We start from the raw sequence: 18446 nt of genomic DNA on the forward strand, positions 1-18446 counted from the left end.
AGCCGTACTGCAGCGACCCCGAACCTGACCTCGATTACTTCGCGAGGCATAACCTCCACTCCTGCCAGCCTGTAGCTTCGAACTGGACCATGGCCCTGCACTGTTGAGCGAGGGACGTTAGACCTTGCGACCTGAGAGGCGCTGGAGGGCTTCTCCGCGCAGCCTAGATTGGCCTGCCTTAGACGCCGAGCTGGCCCACTACGTCCGAGAGGGCGAGCTGTTCACCGGTAACGCTGCGGCGCGCTTCTTTGATCGCGCAAGCTCCGATTGCCTTGCCTTTCAAGCCGTGGCCGGAAATACTTCCTTCTGGAAGCAAGTAGGTTTCCGTTATTGGGAGGGGGGCGCCGGTAATGGGTGATATTCAGAATTCCTGCATTTCAAAGTCTTTGCTTCGGTCTGATTGGGCGTAAGAGTACGATTTTTTTAAAGATAGCTATGAGGAACCTGTCCCGCGACGAGGTCACGCTGATAAAGTGCGAGGCGCGGTGAGGCATTTCAAACGAGTATTACTATGACTGACTTCTGGGACAGCCACCCCGATGGCAAAAAAGAGCTCCTGCGCCTACTGTCAGGAAATTCAAAGTGGCTGGCTTGGCCTGACAAGGAAACCGACCCGAATGATGCAGAAAGCAAGCGCATCGCTGGATGCCGCGAGCAGGTGGAGGATAAGTTGAATGATGCCTTGCACTCGACAAATGTGGTCGTGCTGCTGGGGTCCGGCGCTTCTTTCTGCGCGAAGAACACAGATGGGGCAAAAGCACCCGGCATGTGGGATCTATGGTACGCCGTCCGCGATGGATACGGCCAAGCTGCCTTCGATCAAATTGTCAACGATGTGATGGGCGATATTCCCGCCGAGGGTAACGAAAACATTGAGGCGCTGCTAAGCCTGTGTAAGATGTTAATTGAGCTCCTGCGCGTGCAGTCGAAGAATGACCTACTCTTCACACAGCAGCCCAAGCTCGAAAACCTAGAAAAGTTCATTAAAGCGGCGGAAAAGACCATCCTTGAGAAGGTGGATTTCGTGAAGCCGGATACGGAGCTTGCCGCCCACACGGGGTTTATCCGCAAATTCGCTCGCCGCGCCCCCGAGAAGCCGCGCGTCAAACTGTTTACCACTAATTATGACCTATGCATTGAAACTGCGTCAGCCCGTTTGGGCGTCGTTCTGGTAGACGGATTTTCACACGCTGCAGTGCAGCGGTTCAATCGTGATCACTTTCAGCACGACATCGTACGGCGCTCCTCGAAAAGCACCAAGGCCGATTACCTCGATGGGGTATTCCACTCTTATAAACTCCACGGGTCGGTTGACTGGCGCAGGCAAAGCGATGGTGTTGTGATCCGCAGTCAGGCGGAAGCCACTGACGAACTGCGCCCGGTGCTGATTTATCCGCGCTCAACCAAGTATCAGGAGGCGTTTGAAACGCCCTACCTCGACATGTTCGCGGCCCTTCAAGAGGCACTGCGAGAGCCTGACACGACGCTGATCGTTTCGGGGTTCGGCTTTGCCGACGATCATATCAGCGCCCCGATTTGGTCAGCCATTGAGACGAATTTGTCATTGCGTGTGATCTTGTGCGACAGGGGCTTTGTTCCTCATCAGCGACTTGACGCAATAGATGCGCATGAAATCGATCTCGAACTTGATAAGCAACGTTCTTATCAAAAGAAAATCATCAAGCTCGTGCAGCAGGGTGACAGCAGGATCACCGTCCTGAACGGCCGTTTCGAAGACCTAGCCCATGCACTCCCCGAAATATCCGGCAAGACCGACCGTCAGCTTTTGCAGGACCGTCTGGCCAAGCTCGGGGAGCCTAACGCATGACCGAGCCTGCTTCCCTGATCGACCCGCTTAAGCGCATCGGAACCGTTACGCGCGTCACGGCCAGCGCGGTTGAACTCACGCTCCCCAATGCGCTGGCAGCGTCTGGACGCAGAGGTTTGGCGAAGGGTGCGGTAGGTGATTTTGTGTTTGTTGATTGTGACCGGGAGACCGTGCTGGGGAGGATTACCGAGGTCGGCATCCCCGAGAAACAAAGACCGAGCCTAGAGCATCAGATCGAGCAGGAAGCACTGGTAGAGCCCAATGGCCGCGTCCAGTTGCTTGCAACCGTTAGCAAGACGACGCGAAAGGTTTCTCGCGGGATAAGCTCACAGCCGCGCGTTGGAGACGGGGTATATCAGGCCGATGGAAGTGCCTTGTCGGCTTCGATCCAAGACGCGCTGCGGGATGGGGCAGACGGTAGAGCTGAGCCGCTGATGGTCAACTTGGGCAGGCTGGCAGGGTTGGAGGATGCAGAGATCAGTATCCCGCCAGAAAAGCTGTTCGGTCGTCATTGCGGTGTGTTTGGGGCTACCGGGGGCGGCAAAAGCTGGACGGTGTCGCGCTTGGTCAACGAGGTCGTTCGGATCGGAGGGAAGTGCATCCTGTTTGATCCAACTGGGGAATTCACAGGCAAGGTCGCAGGCGCCAGGCAGTTCGCATTTTCTGAGGCCTCGCTCCCAGGGCAGCCACTGGTGCGTTTCCCGAGCAAGCTCCTCTCGGAACTTGACCTTCATGCGCTCTTGACGCCGACCGGTCAAAGCCAGGGCCCGATGCTTCGCGGCGCAACAAAAAGCCTGCGCATGTCGAAAGCATTGCGTGATTTACCTCATCTGTTCACCCAGGAAGTCGAGGGCAACAGAACCAAAGTTCTCATCCGTCAGGGAGAGATCCCATTCGGTTATGTGATTGTCGAAGAGCACGGCTCAATCGAGAAGGCAAACCAAAGTCGAGTGGCCTTCGGAAGGGCCGAGTTGATGCTAGCAGAGCAGTTGGCCTCTGAACAATGTGATTTTGATTTCCGCGCTCTCTCTCGGCAAGTTCGAAATGAATGCGTTCGCCCAGTTGGCGGTGATGCGGCAAACTTCGGTGGCCTAGACAATGCTACAATTGGCTACTGCAACACACTGATCATTCGAATTGAGACTTACCTCTCGTCGCCCGAGCTAGCCTGCATCTTCTCACAAGATGGATTGGACATCTCAGCAGAAATTGAAACTTTCTTGAGCGACCCGAACGCAAATGCCATGGTGCTTTCCTTTGAGAGGGTTAGCTTTAAACATAATACCCGTGAACTACTCCTAAATACGCTTGGGCGCTACCTGTTAGGACTTGCGCGGCATGGGCGGTTCCGTGAGTGCCCATTAGTGTGCTTCCTAGACGAAGCTCATCAATTCATCGGCAGGTCTGTCGGTGACGAGCAAAACCATGTGTCACTCGATGCGTTCGGGTTAATCGCCAAGGAAGGTCGCAAATACGGCCTTACAACAGTGATTGCCACGCAACGACCGCGTGATGTGCCTCAGGACGTGCTGAGCCAACTCGGTACCTTGTTTGTTCATCGCTTGACCAACGAACGGGATCGGGAGACCATAGAGAAAGCCTGTGGCGATCTCGACAGGAGCGCTGCCGCCTTCATTCCTGCGCTTGCCCAAGGCGAAGCAATTGTCGTTGGGCCAGACCTTCCAGCACCTCTGCCCCTCATGATGACAAAGCCTGAAAAGGGGCAGCAGCCAGAGAGCCATGGCCCGCAGTATCAACGCTTCTGGGGCGGCGGAGGCGCTGTTGTCGAGGGTTAGGTGGGAGTAGTGCGCGAATTTTTCGGCCTTCAGCAGAGTTTTGCCGCACCATGCGGACGCTGGAGTGCGGCCCGTCTTAAGTGGCTTTCGCTACTCCCGCGATATTGATTCCATTTTGCAGGATGGCTGCCCGGACTATACTGCCGCTCGCTCGTTAAAAGACCAATCCCGCAATGAGAACTTGGTTTCAGAAGCGGCTCAACCGCAGCGCTAACATTTTCTCTTTATATGCGTCTCCGAAAGACGCATAATCGACGCCAAGTTGCGGGAAAATTTACTTCGAGAGTTTTGAAATGCAGTCATCCAGAGAGTTCTTCGAGTACGATTTCTCCAGCACACTGTTTCCTATGGAAACATGCCGTTTTCTCATTGTCAATGGAGCGCCTGAAATTGGTGTCCACATTCAAAGGTGTTTGAGTAAATCAGACGAAGATAACGCGTACCAGTTTCTCGCGCAAACGCGTGTATATGCATCAAAGCCTCGGAACCATCTTCGCCGAACCGTGAAGCTTGACCCCGTGTCTGAATTCTTTTTGTATGATGTGATCTTCCGGAATCGTTCTAAGTTTCGAAAGCCTTTTCATAATGACAAAAAACACTTCGGCTATCGCTTTGAAGAGGGGAAACCCATTCCGGCAACAGCTTCCTATACGGGTTACAAGAAGGCTATCGTCGCATATGCTGCACAGTATGACTATTCGTTGAGTTTTGACGTCGCTTCATATTTTAACGGCATTTACCACCACGACATTGTTTCATGGTTTGCCAATCTAGGTGTCGATATGGATGACGTGAACGCCCTGGGCACATATTTAAGGCAAAGCAACTCAGGGCGAAGCATTGACTGTTGGCCACAGGGAATGTACCCCGCCAAAATGGTCGGCAGTGACTTTTTAAGGTTTATAGAACAGCATCACGGAATTAAGTCTAGTGCTGTTGTCCGCTTCATGGATGACTTCGTGTTATACTCAGCGGATCAAGACAAGCTGACTGAAGACTTTTATTTGATACAGAAGCTACTTGGGCAGAAGGGGTTGACAGTCAATCCCAGTAAAACAGCTTCTGGCGACGTTGTTGCCGCAAAAGTCGAAGATGACATTGACGAAGTGAAGGGGAGATTGCTCGCCAAGCGTAGAAAGGCTGCACTTTTCGCATATCTGGATGACTTTGAATCCGCACTTGAAGAAATTCAAATGACAGATGAAGAGCTTGAATATCTGCGAGAGCTCCTAAAATCGCCACATCTTGAAGAAGAAGACGCTGAGCTTGTCTTAAGCCTGTTTCGTGACCATCCCGAAGAAGTTCAGCCGCACCTTACGCACTTTGCGACCAGTTTTCCGCACCTGGCCAAGAACATCTGGTCATTCTGCAAGCATATCGAAGACAAAGACTTCATTGGAGAAATGGTTGCGGCAGCAGCAACTTACGGCGGCTTGCAGGAATATCAACTATTCTGGTTCGGCTGGGCCCTGCAAGACTATGCGATTAGCACAAAGTACGCCCCTGAAATCATTTCAAAGCTTTACAATCATCCCAATGCTTCAATCATTTCAAAAGCTAAGGTTTTGGAAATATCTGACAACCGGTTTGGACTTGTAGAAATGCGTGACGAACACCTTGTGGCCGGTCGCTCCGATTGGCTTTCATGGGCGAGCGCAGTTGGACATAGGAACCTTCTAGCGGTTTCTCGCAACCATAAGCTTGAGTACTTCGCTAATTCCTCCCCCATGAACCACTTGATCAAGACAATTGTAACAGGAGCGACTTAGCGTGCGCTGCCCGAAGGTCAGCTTTTAAGATCTCTGTGTGAATGGCTTGCAAGAGCAGCGAAGGCCCACTTTCCGCCCATCTCGCCCTCACCCGGAAGATAATTCCTCCACTTCATCGCTTCAGTGGACGCGGAACTCTAACAACTTCCAAAAACTACTGGATCAACACCATATCCTCGATCTCGAAAGGTCCCGCGCCGAAGATTCGATTGTAGGACTGGTTCCAGACAGCTTTCAAGAAAACGCCATCCGCCTCGCGGAACGACCAAAAGACCTTTTTGTACTCGCTGTGCTCGGATCGGATTTTGATCGCATTGCTGTCCGAATGCAATCGCCCGGTTTCTCCGTCATCCTTGATCTCGACCAGTGCGATGCTGTCTCGGGTGCGCCGTCCGCTGACACCCACAACGAAATCAGGGAAGAACCGCTTGCCGGTCGGCAAGATCAGCCGCGTTGCCCATTTCTCGTTTTCTGGGTTCCGCAGCCACCACTTGATCCGGCCAGTGTCGTCATTGTCCAGCATTTCAACAAAAGCTCGCTCCGGGCGATTGTAGCGACCGATGAAGGCCCCATAGGCCCCCTTTCTGGCCTTCGCGGCATCCTTCGGACCAAACTGTTCTGTCGGGATCGGCTCGTTGCTCTCCAGGCGGATGTGATGGCCCTGTGCGATGCGGACGGCCTCCTTTAGCGCCTGCGGCTGGCGCAGGATGGCCAAGTTGATCGTCCTGCGGATGTCGCGGCTTGTAGCGGCGATTCCATCCTTCTGGCACAAGCGGGCAAGTTCGGCCTCTACCGCTTCACGGATACGGCGTGGGTCGATGCCGTCATTGAACATAAGCTGCGCCTGCGCCTGTTCCGCGATGCGGGCCGCCGACATCCTGACACTCAGATTGCGCTGGTCAGTCTGGTCCGCGTTGAACAAGTCGCGCATCGACAGTTCGGCGTTGCTGTTCACCCTCAGCAACATCGAGGTCATGGGCACCATGCGGCAAAACTCGCGGGCGATCTGCGGGCAAAGATCGCTCTCAATGTCGAACAGGTTCGGCAGTTCCTCTCGCACCAGCGCCGTTGGAATACCAAAGTCCGTCCGCAGCAGATACTTCACCTGATGCTCCTGCGGCACGGGTGGCGCGGGTGTGACGCGTGGCGACAGAACATCGGGCAGATTCGGGAACAGCGGCGGGGTAGCCGGGGCTGAAAAGCCCTCAACAGCACTCAGGGCGCTTTGCTGACGCAGGGGCGAGGCCGTGACATAGTTTGGGTTAAGCAAACCCATCGACACCTGCCGTTCAACACGGTCGGTTTCGGTCTCACCCGGCACGGCCCGCACGGGCGGGGGCGGCAACGGTGTTGCACCATAGCTTTCCGCCGCCCGCGTATCGTTGCCCAACACGTTCACGTCGAGCGTATCAGTCAGAACCGCGATCCCCTCCCGCACAGCTTTCAAGTCGGCGGCCGCTTCATCCAGGCCGACCTGCAATTCCGGGTCCGACATGAAGACATAGCCCCGGTCCAGCAGAGGCTCTGTCCCATGCAGCGGGCGTACCAGCGGGTGCACCCGCATGATCCGGCCCACGATCTGCAACCCGAAATCCCGCCCGCGCGACGGGCGCACGGAAACCAGCGTCCATGCTCTCGGCGCGTCGAACCCGGTCGCCACGGCCAGCTTGAACACCAGAACCTCGATCTCGGGGTCATAGGCCAACGTATGAAATGCCGGGTCCGGCTCGCCCGAGGTGTGGACGGCGATTGCCTTCTCGGGCACCCCGATCTCGATCAGCCTCTCCTTCACTCGCGCAACCGGGTCTTCCTTGCCCTCTTGCTGATCCTCGACCTGCACCAGCATCAGGGGCGTCAGGCTGATCCCTTTCTCGGCCAGCTTGTCCTTGATGAACGAATGCTGCGACCATCCCGCCGTCAAAGTCGCCACTTCTGTGTCGATCAGCGCCCGGTCTTCTTCCTTGAACCGTAGCACGCCGACCATCAGGCCGATCTTGTTCAGACCTGCCTTAACCACCGCCTCGCGCGAAATCGTCACGCGGCTGGCCACCTTCAACCCGGCATCGCGTTCGAACTTTTCCAGCTTGGCATCGTTCGGCGTGGCCGTGGCCAGCACCGTAAAATCGGGCGACAACACATTCAGGAAGAAATCCGCCGTCGCTGCCGCGCCCGAGCCGAAATTCAGGTGTGCCTCGTCAATCACAACGCCGATACGGAACCCGCGTTCGCGCAACTCGGCAATCATGCTGTCCACCGACAGAGATGCCTCCTTGTCGGTGCGGACCTTGCGGCTCTCCTTCTTGACCACCGCGACCGAGGCCCAAGTCTGCACGAACACATCGCCATCCCGCGCGGCACTGGCCTCGCGGTCGGCATAGACATCGCGTTGACGCAACGCACCGCATTGCGCTGTCAGGGCACTGCGGGTCTGCATCACCAGCCCGGCATATGGGGCAAACCAGAACCACACCGTCTTCGCGGAAAGCTGCCCTCGCACGGCTTCCAGCGCGCGGCCCAGCATCAGGGTCTTGCCCGATCCGGTGGGGGCTTGCAGCAGAATCACCCCCAGCTCGCGCGAAATCCGTTCCCGATGTTCGGGTTCGCGGTCATGCAGGGCGGAAACGGTGCGCAGCGTCTCGGCCATCGCATCGACGGCCTTCTGCTGGAACGGGGCCAGCGACAGACGGAAATCGGCGTCCCCGGTCATTGGCGGAACCTTCCGACCAGTTCGGTGCGCACGGATCGCACGTCCAGCGCATCGCCAAGAACGGCGGTGATCTGGCCCGGCGCCCAGGCATAGACAAAGGCATTCTCGCGCCGTTCGGCCACGCAACGCAGGTGGTCCAGCAGTTCGGTGCTGACCCGATCCGCAAAGATCAGGGTTTGTTGCTCTGTCTTGTGCTCCTGCCACGGCGCTTGGGTGTAGCGTGTCAGGGGCAGGCGGTGCAACGTTTCCAATGCCGCCCAAACCTCGGCAGGTGCAAGATCCTGGTCGAGGTCTTCAAACTCGATCTCGCGGCAGCGGAGATAGGCGAAATCGGCGGAAAGGCCTGCGAATTTCTTGTCGTCCGAGGCATTCAGGCGGCGAATGCGTTCCGCCGTCACGTCGCGGCACAGGTTCTTGTCGGGTTCATCGGCGGTCGCCTCAGTGGACGACACCATGATGAACCGCCGATCCCCGCCATCCTCGGCGTTCAATTCCATGACGGCTTGGGCAGTGGTTGCGGAACCTGCGAAGAAATCTAGCACCGCGTCGCCAGGTCGGGTTGACTGTTCCATTAGAAGCTTGAGCAATGAGACGGGCTTGGGGTATTCGAACACCGACTGACCAAAGATGTTTCTGATTTGCCGAGTGCCTTCGGCAGTCTGACCAACTTCTTCCGAGTAGCTTTCCTCTGAAACAATACCATCGAGCATACTGGAGAGGGGATTGGGTTCTTCAGTTTTATCCTTGAGGAACTTTTTTATCCGAACGCTCCCGAGGCCGATTTTCTTTCCGATCCATTCTTCAAGGTTAGGGAGGTCAATCCTTGCAAACTTATGTGCTGACCCATCAGAAATCGCCGCAAGCAATTCTTCCATGGAATCGTAGATGACGTATTCGCCCTTTCGCTTAAAAATTATAAGATTTTTAGCGATTAGATCTTCAATTGTCGGGCCAGTAAGCCCCTTGTCGCCTTTTCTGCCGACCGACCACACCCGATTAGGATTTGGCGGGTAGAATATGCCTGTCTCTTTATCTTCAATGAAATAAACGCCGTTCTTGCGCTGCTTATAACTTTTGGGCTGTTGGAGAGGGTCGTCTGTCCAATCGCCACGCTCATCACCGTCCGGGTTGCTGTAGTCATCTCGCTGCTTCGCAGAGCCTGCGAATTCGAAATCCGCATTTCTGTAGACCAAGATAAAATCGTGATCCTTCGAATAGTTGCCGCTGTCGTAACCGCCTTTCCTTGTTCGCCAGACAAAGCAGCCAAGCCGCATGCCGGGCAGGACTTCATCCATCAACAGTTCAAGACGCGCCCGCTGCTCATCATTGATAGAAACCAAGATAACGCCAGACGGCGCAAGAAGATCGCGGGCCAGCGCGAGACGCCGGAACATGAACTCCAACCATGTCGACTGTCGATATGCATCCTCAGGATTGATGTACCGGTCATTGTAGACCCAGGTCGTTGTACCTGTGTTGTAGGGTGGGTCGATGTAGATGCACTTGATCTGCCCCGCCATCGTCATCCGCAGCCAGCGCAGGGCGTCATAGTTGTCGCCCTCGATCACCATGTTCCGCCACGGCGCGGGCTTGTCCGACAGGTCGGGGATGATCGTCGCCGCCACGAAGTTGGCGTCCACAGCGTTGTCTGCCTCGATCTCGTCCCGCTCCCAGACCAGCCCCAGCTTCTTGGTGCGGTCCCGCTTCTTCAGCAGTTCGATCAACTGCTCACGGGGGAGATCGTCATATTTGCTCATGCCCTGTCCCGTCTTCCTAGGGCGAGTGTAACGCGCCCGGTCGGCTTGTGACTGGCGAACCAGGCTCGCCGTCCGGAGCCAACGCATACACTGCGACCGCCCATGTCTCAACGCCGGAAGTCATTGCGAGCGCAAAAATATAACTTTAATTACAATCCCTTCCCCCTACACCGCTTTGCACCACACCTCCGAATTAGCGTTTCGCCTTCAGTTGTGGAAGCAACGTGGGAATCCTAGGTATTCAGTCTTACGGCCTATGGCGCGCAGCGGCGGTCATGGCTTCTGCCTCTGTCTGGAACGGCAGGTGATCGCGCGGGATTGGCACGGGGCTTCTCCAACCGATCTCGCCAAGCTCCTGAAACCGTAAGATGGCTTCTTCGATCACGGTGCGATCAATGAATGGGGCATCGACAATGATTTCCAGCCCGATGCCGTATTGGTATGAGTGGTCCAGCCGGAAAGATTCATGGATCACTGGCGGGGTTTCGCACAGGACCTCAGAGGCGACCTTCTCCTCATACTCCCTGATTGTCAGGCCATCGAGCGCGGCATGACGGCGCGGTTCGGAGCGGATCACCCGATAAAGTTTCTGCCGTCCGACATGGAATGCAGGACTGAATTTCCAGCGATATTCCTCTTCCAGTTCTGCCTCCGTCAGGCGTGACCGGGTTTGCTCTGCGGCCATATCCTGAGACCGTTCCCAGAAGCACAGGTTGCCGGTGGTTATGCTGGCATTCCAGATGCTGCGACCGTCAAGGCCCAAAAACAGGAAGTCGAACCATTGCCTGTAGATATCTGGGCGGCCCGGTTCGTCCAGCACCAGATGACTGGTGAACAGCCCACCATAGATCGGCTTGTCACCCAGAATTTTCCAACGCAAACGCACGAAGGCATCACGCTGCCGGTGTCGCGACAGGGAGGCGAAAGGGGTGAAGCGGTGTCGTTTCCCGCATCTCATGGCTGTCATCCTTTGTCGTGCTGCGCAGCTATACCATCCAGCGCTGCGGAGAATCCAAGCGCAAGGCTGGTAAGGGCCCCACCAGCTATTCCCTCGCTTCGGCGTATCATGGCATGCCATTGACTACGAGCAGCACTGTCAGCGCATTTTTGTTCTGGGCAGAGTTTCATGGCCCGTGACCTTCCTGCTGTCTGAGGTGCAAGATATCATTTATCTCGACACCGCACCGGGGAGATGATCCCCCCAGCCGATCTTGGCGGCGCTGGTAAGTATCGAGGGGATCCGTGCCCAGTTATGATCGGTCATGGTCGCGCAGTCCTTCTGAGACTGCGGGACCATTCTTGCTGGGACCAGCCTGTCACAGTTGTGGGATTTTGCACAAGGTTTGCCAGATGGTTTCACTTTGAGCGGGATCACAGCGCAATCGCTACGGATGTCGGTCGACGGCACAAGAATCCGCACGCATCAATCTAAAATCAAATTGATATTTCATGATTTCAATGGGTTGCCAGATTTTTTCATTGATTCACCGAATCACTTGATCCATTTGTTGGACGGGTGATTCGCAACTTTGGTATCGCGGTTCGTCCGAGGCCCCTAGTCTAGCATGGAGGAACAATGACTGTTGATCTGGCGCGCCACGCAGACATCCGCAAACGCTTGAGTGCAGTCGGTCTTTCGATAAGCGCGCTGGCAAGAGAGGTTGGGGTAGCGCCTGAGACAATCACGATTGTCAGCCAAGGCTACCGCCGGTCGCGGCGGGTTGAATCGGAGTTGGCATCCGCCCTGGGGACCACGCCAGCGCAGCTTTTCCCGGAGCGGTACACAGCGGAGGAGGGCTCAACCGAAGAATAGCATACCGTCAAAAAGGGAAAAGGCCCTCCTGGTGGAACAGGAAGGCCCTTCAGAATTAGGTGTCGATTTCGAGCCGACCCCTCTTCTTTCCCCCAAGGCGCAGAAAAAGTCAACCCGCCGGAATGGTTTCGGCGGGATCGCCCCTGCATTTTTGAAAGAAGGCGGAAGCGCTTCTTCCTCCGTGCCGAAAGGCAGGGGCATGGATGATCGCGCGTTCCGAAACCATATGAACCAGACCCTGATCCATCGCGCGCCGGAACCGAGTCGCGCTAGCCGGGATGTAGTGCGCCGCTCAAAGGCGAGCCTGCGCGGCAGCATGATCGTCAAACTTCCGGCCTACGAGCGCCCGCGTGTCATCCAGTTCGAAAGCATGTTGGAATACCGCTTCCTGTGCCTGACGCTGCTGCGCCCGGATATACATGATATTCTGGAACAGCCGCCAGCGATCCTGTACCGCCGCGCCGATGGCAGCAACGCAAGCCATATTTTCGATTTTCGCGTCACGTTGACCAACGGCGAGCGGATCGCGGTCGCCATCAAGCCTGCGGACAGGGTGATCCGACGGGATTTCATCGCCGAGTTGCGCCATATCGCTGCCGACATGCCAAAGCACTTCGCGCATCGGGTCAAACTCGTGACCGACGAGCAGCTTGACCGGAGGGCGGCGGCAGAAGCTGCGCGGCGGATCATGTGGAACCGTCCCGCTTTGACGGAGGTCGCAGCATGAACATGCGCCTCCGTCTCTCCCGCTCGGACCTGCTAACGGTGGGTGGCGTTGCTTATCGCCCCACTGAGGTGCAGGCCGAAACCATCATCCTTGAACGCGCCGACCAACCTGGGATCACCGAAAGCTTCACTCATGCCGAGGTTCATGATCTGCTGCAATCCTCGGATACACGCTATCAGGCCGGGTATTTCGACTTTGCCCGCAGTCGCGACCGGAAGAACTGCCCGGCTGATATGCTGGCCGAACTCGATGAAGAAACCAGATCAATGGTCCTCTGGCGGCAGGTGATCTGCGACAGCTTCCTGATGTTCGAACAGGGAGGCAAGGTTGCCAGAAGCTATTCATCGGTCACGGCTATCCTGCCTTCACTCGACTACGAGGTTCGGCGGAGATCGGGGCAGACTGCAAATGCCGGCGGTGGACGCCGCGCGGGCGCGAAATTTGTTACCCGCAAGCTCCCTTGCGCCAAAACCATCCTGCGCTGGCTCAAAGCCTATGAGGAAGGCGGCTATGATCCGCTGGCACTTCTGCCCCGCACCCATCGGAGTGGCAATCGCGGCTTGCGCTGGTGCCACCGGACCGAGGCGATGGCTTCTGAAGTCATTGACGCCTATGCCAGCACACAGCGACCGACCAAACGGCAGGCGGTGGCCGAGATCCGTAACCGGATCAAATCTGCAAACCAGCATAGGCGCGGCAATGGGCTAGCCGAACTGGCGTTGCCATCCGAGCGCAGCCTGCTGCGGCGGCTTTCACAGGCTGATCCCTATTACATCTATGCACAACGCTGGGGGATCGATGCGGCGAACCGGAAATTCAATCTCTTCGAGACGGGTGTCGAGACGCTGTTTCCCGGCGAGCGGATTGAGATGGACGAAAACCGCCTCGACGTGATTTCTCTTCTGACACCTTCGGGGATTCTCGAGCAAATGTCCGCCGAACAGGTCGAACGGCTGAAAGGGAGGCGTTGGCTTTATGTCGCCAAGGATTGTGCCACGAAGTGCATCCTCGCGTTGCGGCTGGCGGAAACCCCAAACGCTCAGGATGCGATCCGCACCCTGCGGGATGTGCTCCACGATCGGACGGCCTACGCCCAGGCGGCGGGCTGTGAGAGCCGATGGGATCAGGTTGCGGGTATCGGCACCCTCGTCACCGATCAGGGATCGGCTTTCATCTCGGAAGACTTCCGGACGGCCGCGGCCTCGCTCGGCCTGACGATACACTTTCCCCCGGCGGGATTGCCGCAGATGCGCGGCAATGTCGAAAGCTTCTTCCGGACGGTCGGGCACAAGCTCATGCCGCTTCTGTCGGGGCGGACGTTCTTCAACTCAGTGGAACGCGCTGACTACCCTTCCGAACAACTGGCATGCCTTGATGACGACGATCTTATCCGCATCCTGCTCACCTTCGTCGTAGACATTTACCACAATGAACCCCACGGGTCGTTAAAGGGTGAGACCCCAGCCGACTGCTGGAAACGTCTGGCAAAAGAGCAAGGATTGCTGCCGATTCCGGACGGGCTGACGCTGCGAAAGGCTTTCGGACGGCCGCTGACCCGCAAACTTCGTGGCGATGGCGTGCTGTTTGCCGGGCTATCCTACAGTTGTGATGCCTTGCGTGAAGCGTTCCTTCATTCTCCGGAACGCGAGGTGGAAATCCGAGCTGACCTTTTCGATCTGGGCTGGATCGCGGTCAAAGTCGGCAAGGCCTGGCACGCCGCGACCTGCAACCATCGTGGCTTTGAGGGGATGCGCTATACCGACTGGCAGGAGGCCTGCCGGGCGCTGCGTATTCAGCACCGTCGCGCCGCCGCACTGTCAGAGAATCTCGTGCAGCGCGCCGTTGCCCGGATTTCCGAAACCAACCGCGCCGCCGCGCTGCGGATGCAGTTGACACCTTTCCATGTCACCGATGCTGAAGTCGCCCGAAACGAAGAAGCCCTGCATTTCTCTCTGACCTCCTCCGACATCAAGCTGGCTGACGGCGGTCATTCCGGTGATCCGCTGACAGACGGCATCGAAATCCGGCCTCCGGAAGACGTGGAGAAATCCCCGTTTGAGACGCGGGAAGAGACTTTGCCCGCCAATCCCGATGTGCCGCGCGGCAAGACCTGGAGGTTTGACGATGAGTGACATCCCCTCAACCATCGCAAGCAAGATTGCCGATTTGCGCGCAAGGTTCATCCTTCACGAGCGGTTCGAGCCCTTGCAGGCGCGGTTCCGCATGCTTTTGGAAAAGCGTCTTGCTGATATTGCCGCCGGGCGCAGTGCAGATGCGCATGGCATTGCCCTTTCAGGCGCATCGGGCACCGGAAAGAGCTGCGCCATGGCGCAGCTTATCGCACGGGCAAGGGTGGAACTGGCGCACTCATCCTGCACCGAAGCAACGATCATCAGCCTGCGCGTGCCATCCCCCGCCACGCTGAAATTCCTCGGACAGATGATCCTGCGCGCACTCGGCTACAACCTCTCGGCCGAACGGCAGGCGTGGTACATCTGGGATCTGGCTCGGCATCAGCTCCGGCAGCGCCGCGTCTTGTTCCTGCATCTGGACGAGGCACAAGACCTCAGTTCCCGTGGCACGACGAGTGAACTCAACGCCGTCGCGTCAATGCTGAAAACCTTGATGACCGATCCCGATTGGCCGGTGGGCATTCTGCTTTCGGGCACCGAGGAGCTTGAACGCATCCTCAACCACGATCCGCAGCTGGCCCGGCGCATGGATGCGGTGCATTTCGCACCGCTATCACCGGTGGCTCACGCCCCTGATGTCGTCGGCCTGATCGGGGATTACGCCATTCGTGCCGGTCTGACTGCCGCCCCAGACAGTCAGACCATCGCTTTGGCGGAACGGCTGATCCATGCCAGTGCCTTTCAGTTCGGGCTGGTGATCGAGATCATCATTGCTGCAATCGAAGCGGCGCTGCTGGAACAGACCCTGGCCTTGCAGGCGCGCCATTTCGCGCTCGCCTATGAGCAGCGGTCGTCATGTTCGGATGCTTTCAACCCCTTCATCGTTAACGATTACCACAGGATTGATGCCCGCAAGGTATTCATCCGGGAGGCCCAATGATGTTCACCACCGCTGCCCTGCCACTGTCCGTCGAGCCGGTCATCGGCGAAAGTGCCACCTCGCTCGCCTCGCGCCTTGCATGGCGAAACGGCGCGCCCCGACTCATCACCTTTTGCTCCGACCTCGGGATCGACCATCGTGGCCTGACCAACGGTGCGGAAAGCGAAATTCGCCGCGTTGCGGCCCTGGCGGGGCTGGACCCAGATCCGCTTCTAATCTGGACACCCCGTCTGTTCGAGCCGGGCTGGTTCCAGCTTGGAAAGGAGCGGATCAAGTTCACCGCCCTGTCACGAACCCAGACATATGCCTGCCCATTGTGCCTGGGAGAGCAGGCGCAGAATGGTCCGCTCAGCATCGGGCATCCGGGGGCGTGGCAATTGAACAGCATCCGGAGTTGCACCCGGCATGGCTGTGCTCTGGTTCCAATGCCGCCCGCGCCCAGCAACAAGGACGTGTTCGATTTCGCGCGGATCATAGAGCGGCACGTTTCAATCCCACCAATGCCGGTTTCTGAAACCAATATGGTGTTGGAGCACTATCTGATCAGCCGCATCACAGGGGAAAACGCTGATGCGGGCTGGCTGGGCAAGCTACCGCTTCATGTCGTTTCCCAGACAGCGGAAAACCTCGGTATCCTCATGACCCTTGGCCCCGATCCCAAACGCTCCGACATCACTGACCTGCAATGGATCGCGGCAGGCGCTGCCGGTTTTCCTGTCCTTGCCGCTGGCGCGGAGGCCCTGCATCAGGTGCTGGCCAACATGAAGCGCGGCCATGTCAACGATGCTGGCCGGTATCGGGCACGGTATCGTTTCTTCTTCGAATGGCTACGCTATCGCGATGACGACCGCGATTTCGACATTATTCGCGATCAGGTCCGCGATTTCATCTGGAAGAATTTCCCGGTCGCCCGAGGCGCGCTGGTGCTCGGCAAGGAATGTCCACGCCAGTTCGTGCATTCCCTGTCCACGGCCGTCCGCGCGAGCGGGATCACCAGACGCCAGTTGGGCCGCCGCCTCTGTTCGATGGGGCTGGCAACGCCCAATGGAGAGAAGCTAGGCTTCGACATCCACGACTACATACCGGACGGTGTGCTCGCCACCATCGCAGCCGAGTTCTCTGGTCTTTTGAACGCCTCTGAGGCCGCAGCCTATCTCGGAATCAAGCGTTTCCTGTTAACAAAACTGACGCGGCCGGACCTGATCCCGGTCTTTATGCGCGAGGAAAAGGCGCTGCCGCTCTATCAAGTGTCCGCACTTTCGGAGTTTATGGATCGGCTCGACAGGTTGCGCGAAACTGGGGACCCGCAAAATGGGTGGGAGGACATCGCTACTGCCGCGCATCGCACGAAAATTACCACCGAGAGGGCAACCGCGCTGATCCTGTTGCATAAGCTCCCACTGCGCTGCCGTCACGACGAGGCTGCAGGCTTCCGGAGTTTTCTGATTGATCCTGTGGTCTTGCGCGAGGCGATCAGCCTGCCCGAGGAGGGCGCCGTCCATCCAAGGAGGGCCGCGCGGCTTCTGCACCTGCCTGCCGCCACCATCACCGCCCTTATTGCGCATGGACATCTCGACGGGGTTCCCGTCAGACGACCATCACCAGCCCGACCGCAGGTTTACGTGTGCCCGCACTCAATCGACGTATTCCAGGATTTGTTCATATCGCAATGGGATCTGGTTCGAAAAATCGAAGACCGGAAGAACTTCTTTGGAAGCGATGATCTTTTGCCCGAACACCAACTCGACCTCGGGGAAAAAGCCGAACCGATCTACAGGCGGGAGGTCCTTGACTTCCTTTGAAATCACCACGCCGGCCTTCGGGCCGGTAATTTTTTGTCTGCCCCGGACAAGGTTTATGGCACAAATGGACAGGCGGCTGCGTGATCGGAAATCAGAGACACTGATTTCATTAAGTTTTCACGGCAGAAAATGGAACAACTACGAGGTGCTGTTCACCTTTTGACGTTGAAATTGCCGCTAACACCTTGAAAGGAAAGGCGGTTTCAGCGGTTCGATAACCTGAATCCATCGAGTATCGCAGAGGCTCTGCAAAGGCCAGTCTAAGCACTGTTCTTTTGAAGGCTAAGCTGCCATTTTCGTATAGATTCCAAGGGTTTCCCAAAAACTCTAGAGCTGGTTCGATAAACTCCTCTAGCCTGCCTTTCGGCGGCACGATTTGAGCAGCCCTTTCGGTCAGAAGCAGCTTCTCCCGCTCTAGCTTGGCGATCTTGCCCTCATAGGCTTTGATGACGCTGGCGTTGTCGGCCTCAACGATGCGCTCCAATAGAGTTTCAATCTGCTTCTCGGCATCACGGAGCAGTTTCGCGATCTCGTCCTTGTCAGCGTTGCCATCGTGGCGCGCGACGGGGCGACCAAGGTCATGCTCAAGGCCGATGGATCGGGCCCGCATACCGGCGCCAGTGCAGCCGGCAAGGCCTTCACTTCGGCCGCAATGGGCCGCGATACCGCCGGACTGGCGGGCTTCATCGCCTCGGCCCCCGAAAATGCCGGTCTGCGCGACATGGATGCGCGGATGGTCATCCAGGGGGGCGGCCTGCCGATCCGCATCGGTGAAGCCCTGGTGGGAGGCATCGGCGTCGGCGGCGCGCCCTCGGGCGAGATCGACGCGACCTGCGCCACCGCCGGGCTGACCGCCATCGGCGCGGCAGAGTAAGGTTGGGCCGCGGCCCTGCCGGGGGCCCCGTCGGGGGCCTGCATCAGCGGGGCCGCGCCTGGCTGGCGGCCGCCAGCCAGGCGCTTTCTGGGTGACAAGGCCTAGGATGCCGACTGGCTGCGCGACGACCTGAAGGAGCGCGGCATCTGTCCCTGCATCCCGCCCAGCAAGAAACGCAGGAAACCTGGCAGGCACAAGAAACGCCTTTATCGAAAGCGTTACCGCATCGAGAATGCCTTCGGTCGCCTGAAGACTGGCCAATCGCCGGGAAACAGTTCCCCGAACTGCTTTCCGACTCGGC

General features: G+C 57.4%; 13 protein-coding genes. 9 read left to right on the forward strand and 4 right to left on the reverse strand.

The features are described from left to right. Nucleotides 1–511 precede the first annotated feature (511 nt). The 3 genes from ACFOMP_RS07710 (at nt 512) to drt5 (ending at nt 5393) form a co-directional block, all read left to right on the forward strand. Nucleotides 512–1828, forward strand: a complete 1317-nt coding sequence (locus ACFOMP_RS07710) for an SIR2 family protein (protein ID WP_379029159.1) — start codon at nt 512–514, stop codon at nt 1826–1828. Continuing rightward, nucleotides 1825–3624: an ATP-binding protein gene (locus ACFOMP_RS07715; RefSeq protein WP_379029162.1), complete on the forward strand. Its 1800-nt coding sequence runs from the start codon at nt 1825–1827 to the stop codon at nt 3622–3624. Before ACFOMP_RS07710 ends, ACFOMP_RS07715 begins: the two co-directional genes overlap by 4 nt. Nucleotides 3625–3917: 293 nt before the next feature. Next, nucleotides 3918–5393 (forward strand): antiviral reverse transcriptase Drt5, encoded by a 1476-nt coding sequence (gene drt5, locus ACFOMP_RS07720; protein WP_379029165.1) that lies wholly within the window; start codon nt 3918–3920, stop codon nt 5391–5393. 154 nt (nt 5394–5547) lie between these two features. On the opposite strand, the gene ACFOMP_RS07725 is transcribed toward drt5, so the two are convergent. The 3 genes from ACFOMP_RS07725 to ACFOMP_RS07735 all read right to left on the reverse strand — a co-directional run bounded on the left by ACFOMP_RS07725 (nt 5548) and on the right by ACFOMP_RS07735 (nt 10815). Next, a complete protein-coding gene (locus tag ACFOMP_RS07725) occupies nt 5548–8100 on the reverse strand; it encodes a DEAD/DEAH box helicase (protein WP_379029168.1) in 2553 nt (850 codons plus the stop codon). After that, a complete protein-coding gene (locus tag ACFOMP_RS07730; RefSeq protein WP_379029171.1) occupies nt 8097–9857 on the reverse strand; it encodes a site-specific DNA-methyltransferase in 1761 nt (586 codons plus the stop codon). The genes ACFOMP_RS07725 and ACFOMP_RS07730 overlap by 4 nt, the downstream gene beginning before the upstream one ends. 247 nt (nt 9858–10104) lie before the next feature. Next, nucleotides 10105–10815: a hypothetical protein gene (locus ACFOMP_RS07735; RefSeq protein ID WP_379029174.1), complete on the reverse strand. Its 711-nt coding sequence runs from the start codon at nt 10813–10815 to the stop codon at nt 10105–10107. A gap of 618 nt (nt 10816–11433) precedes the next feature. Between ACFOMP_RS07735 and ACFOMP_RS07740 the strand changes: the two genes are divergently transcribed. The 5 genes from ACFOMP_RS07740 to ACFOMP_RS07760 are packed head-to-tail and all read left to right on the forward strand — an operon-like array spanning nt 11434 to nt 17271. Next, on the forward strand, nt 11434–11670 hold the full coding sequence (locus ACFOMP_RS07740; protein WP_379029177.1) for a helix-turn-helix domain-containing protein: 237 nt from the start codon (nt 11434–11436) through the stop codon (nt 11668–11670). A gap of 31 nt (nt 11671–11701) precedes the next feature. Next, a complete protein-coding gene (locus ACFOMP_RS07745) occupies nt 11702–12397 on the forward strand; it encodes a hypothetical protein (protein WP_379029180.1) in 696 nt (231 codons plus the stop codon). Next, complete coding sequence (locus ACFOMP_RS07750) at nt 12394–14529, forward strand: hypothetical protein (RefSeq protein WP_379029183.1); 2136 nt, start codon at nt 12394–12396, stop codon at nt 14527–14529. The genes ACFOMP_RS07745 and ACFOMP_RS07750 overlap by 4 nt, the downstream gene beginning before the upstream one ends. Beyond that, nucleotides 14522–15469, forward strand: coding sequence for a TniB family NTP-binding protein (locus tag ACFOMP_RS07755; RefSeq protein WP_379029186.1), 948 nt, complete (start codon nt 14522–14524; stop codon nt 15467–15469). The genes ACFOMP_RS07750 and ACFOMP_RS07755 overlap by 8 nt, the downstream gene beginning before the upstream one ends. Further along, nucleotides 15466–17271: a TniQ family protein gene (locus ACFOMP_RS07760; RefSeq protein ID WP_379029189.1), complete on the forward strand. Its 1806-nt coding sequence runs from the start codon at nt 15466–15468 to the stop codon at nt 17269–17271. Before ACFOMP_RS07755 ends, ACFOMP_RS07760 begins: the two co-directional genes overlap by 4 nt. 109 nt (nt 17272–17380) lie before the next feature. Here ACFOMP_RS07760 and ACFOMP_RS07765 read toward each other — a convergent pair whose 3' ends face one another. Continuing rightward, nucleotides 17381–17755 carry a hypothetical protein gene (locus ACFOMP_RS07765; RefSeq protein WP_379029192.1) on the reverse strand — a complete coding sequence of 125 codons (375 nt, stop codon included), beginning with the start codon at nt 17753–17755 and terminating at the stop codon, nt 17381–17383. A 24-nt stretch (nt 17756–17779) separates the two neighbouring features. Here ACFOMP_RS07765 and ACFOMP_RS07770 point away from each other — a divergent pair, with 24 nt between their 5' ends. Continuing rightward, entirely contained in the window at nt 17780–18145 is a 366-nt protein-coding gene (locus tag ACFOMP_RS07770; protein ID WP_379029235.1) for a GlcG/HbpS family heme-binding protein, read from the forward strand. Nucleotides 18146–18446 lie beyond the last annotated feature (301 nt).

It is taken from the genome of Paracoccus simplex, assembly GCF_042648325.1.
GTDB classification, from domain to species: domain Bacteria; phylum Pseudomonadota; class Alphaproteobacteria; order Rhodobacterales; family Rhodobacteraceae; genus Paracoccus; species Paracoccus simplex.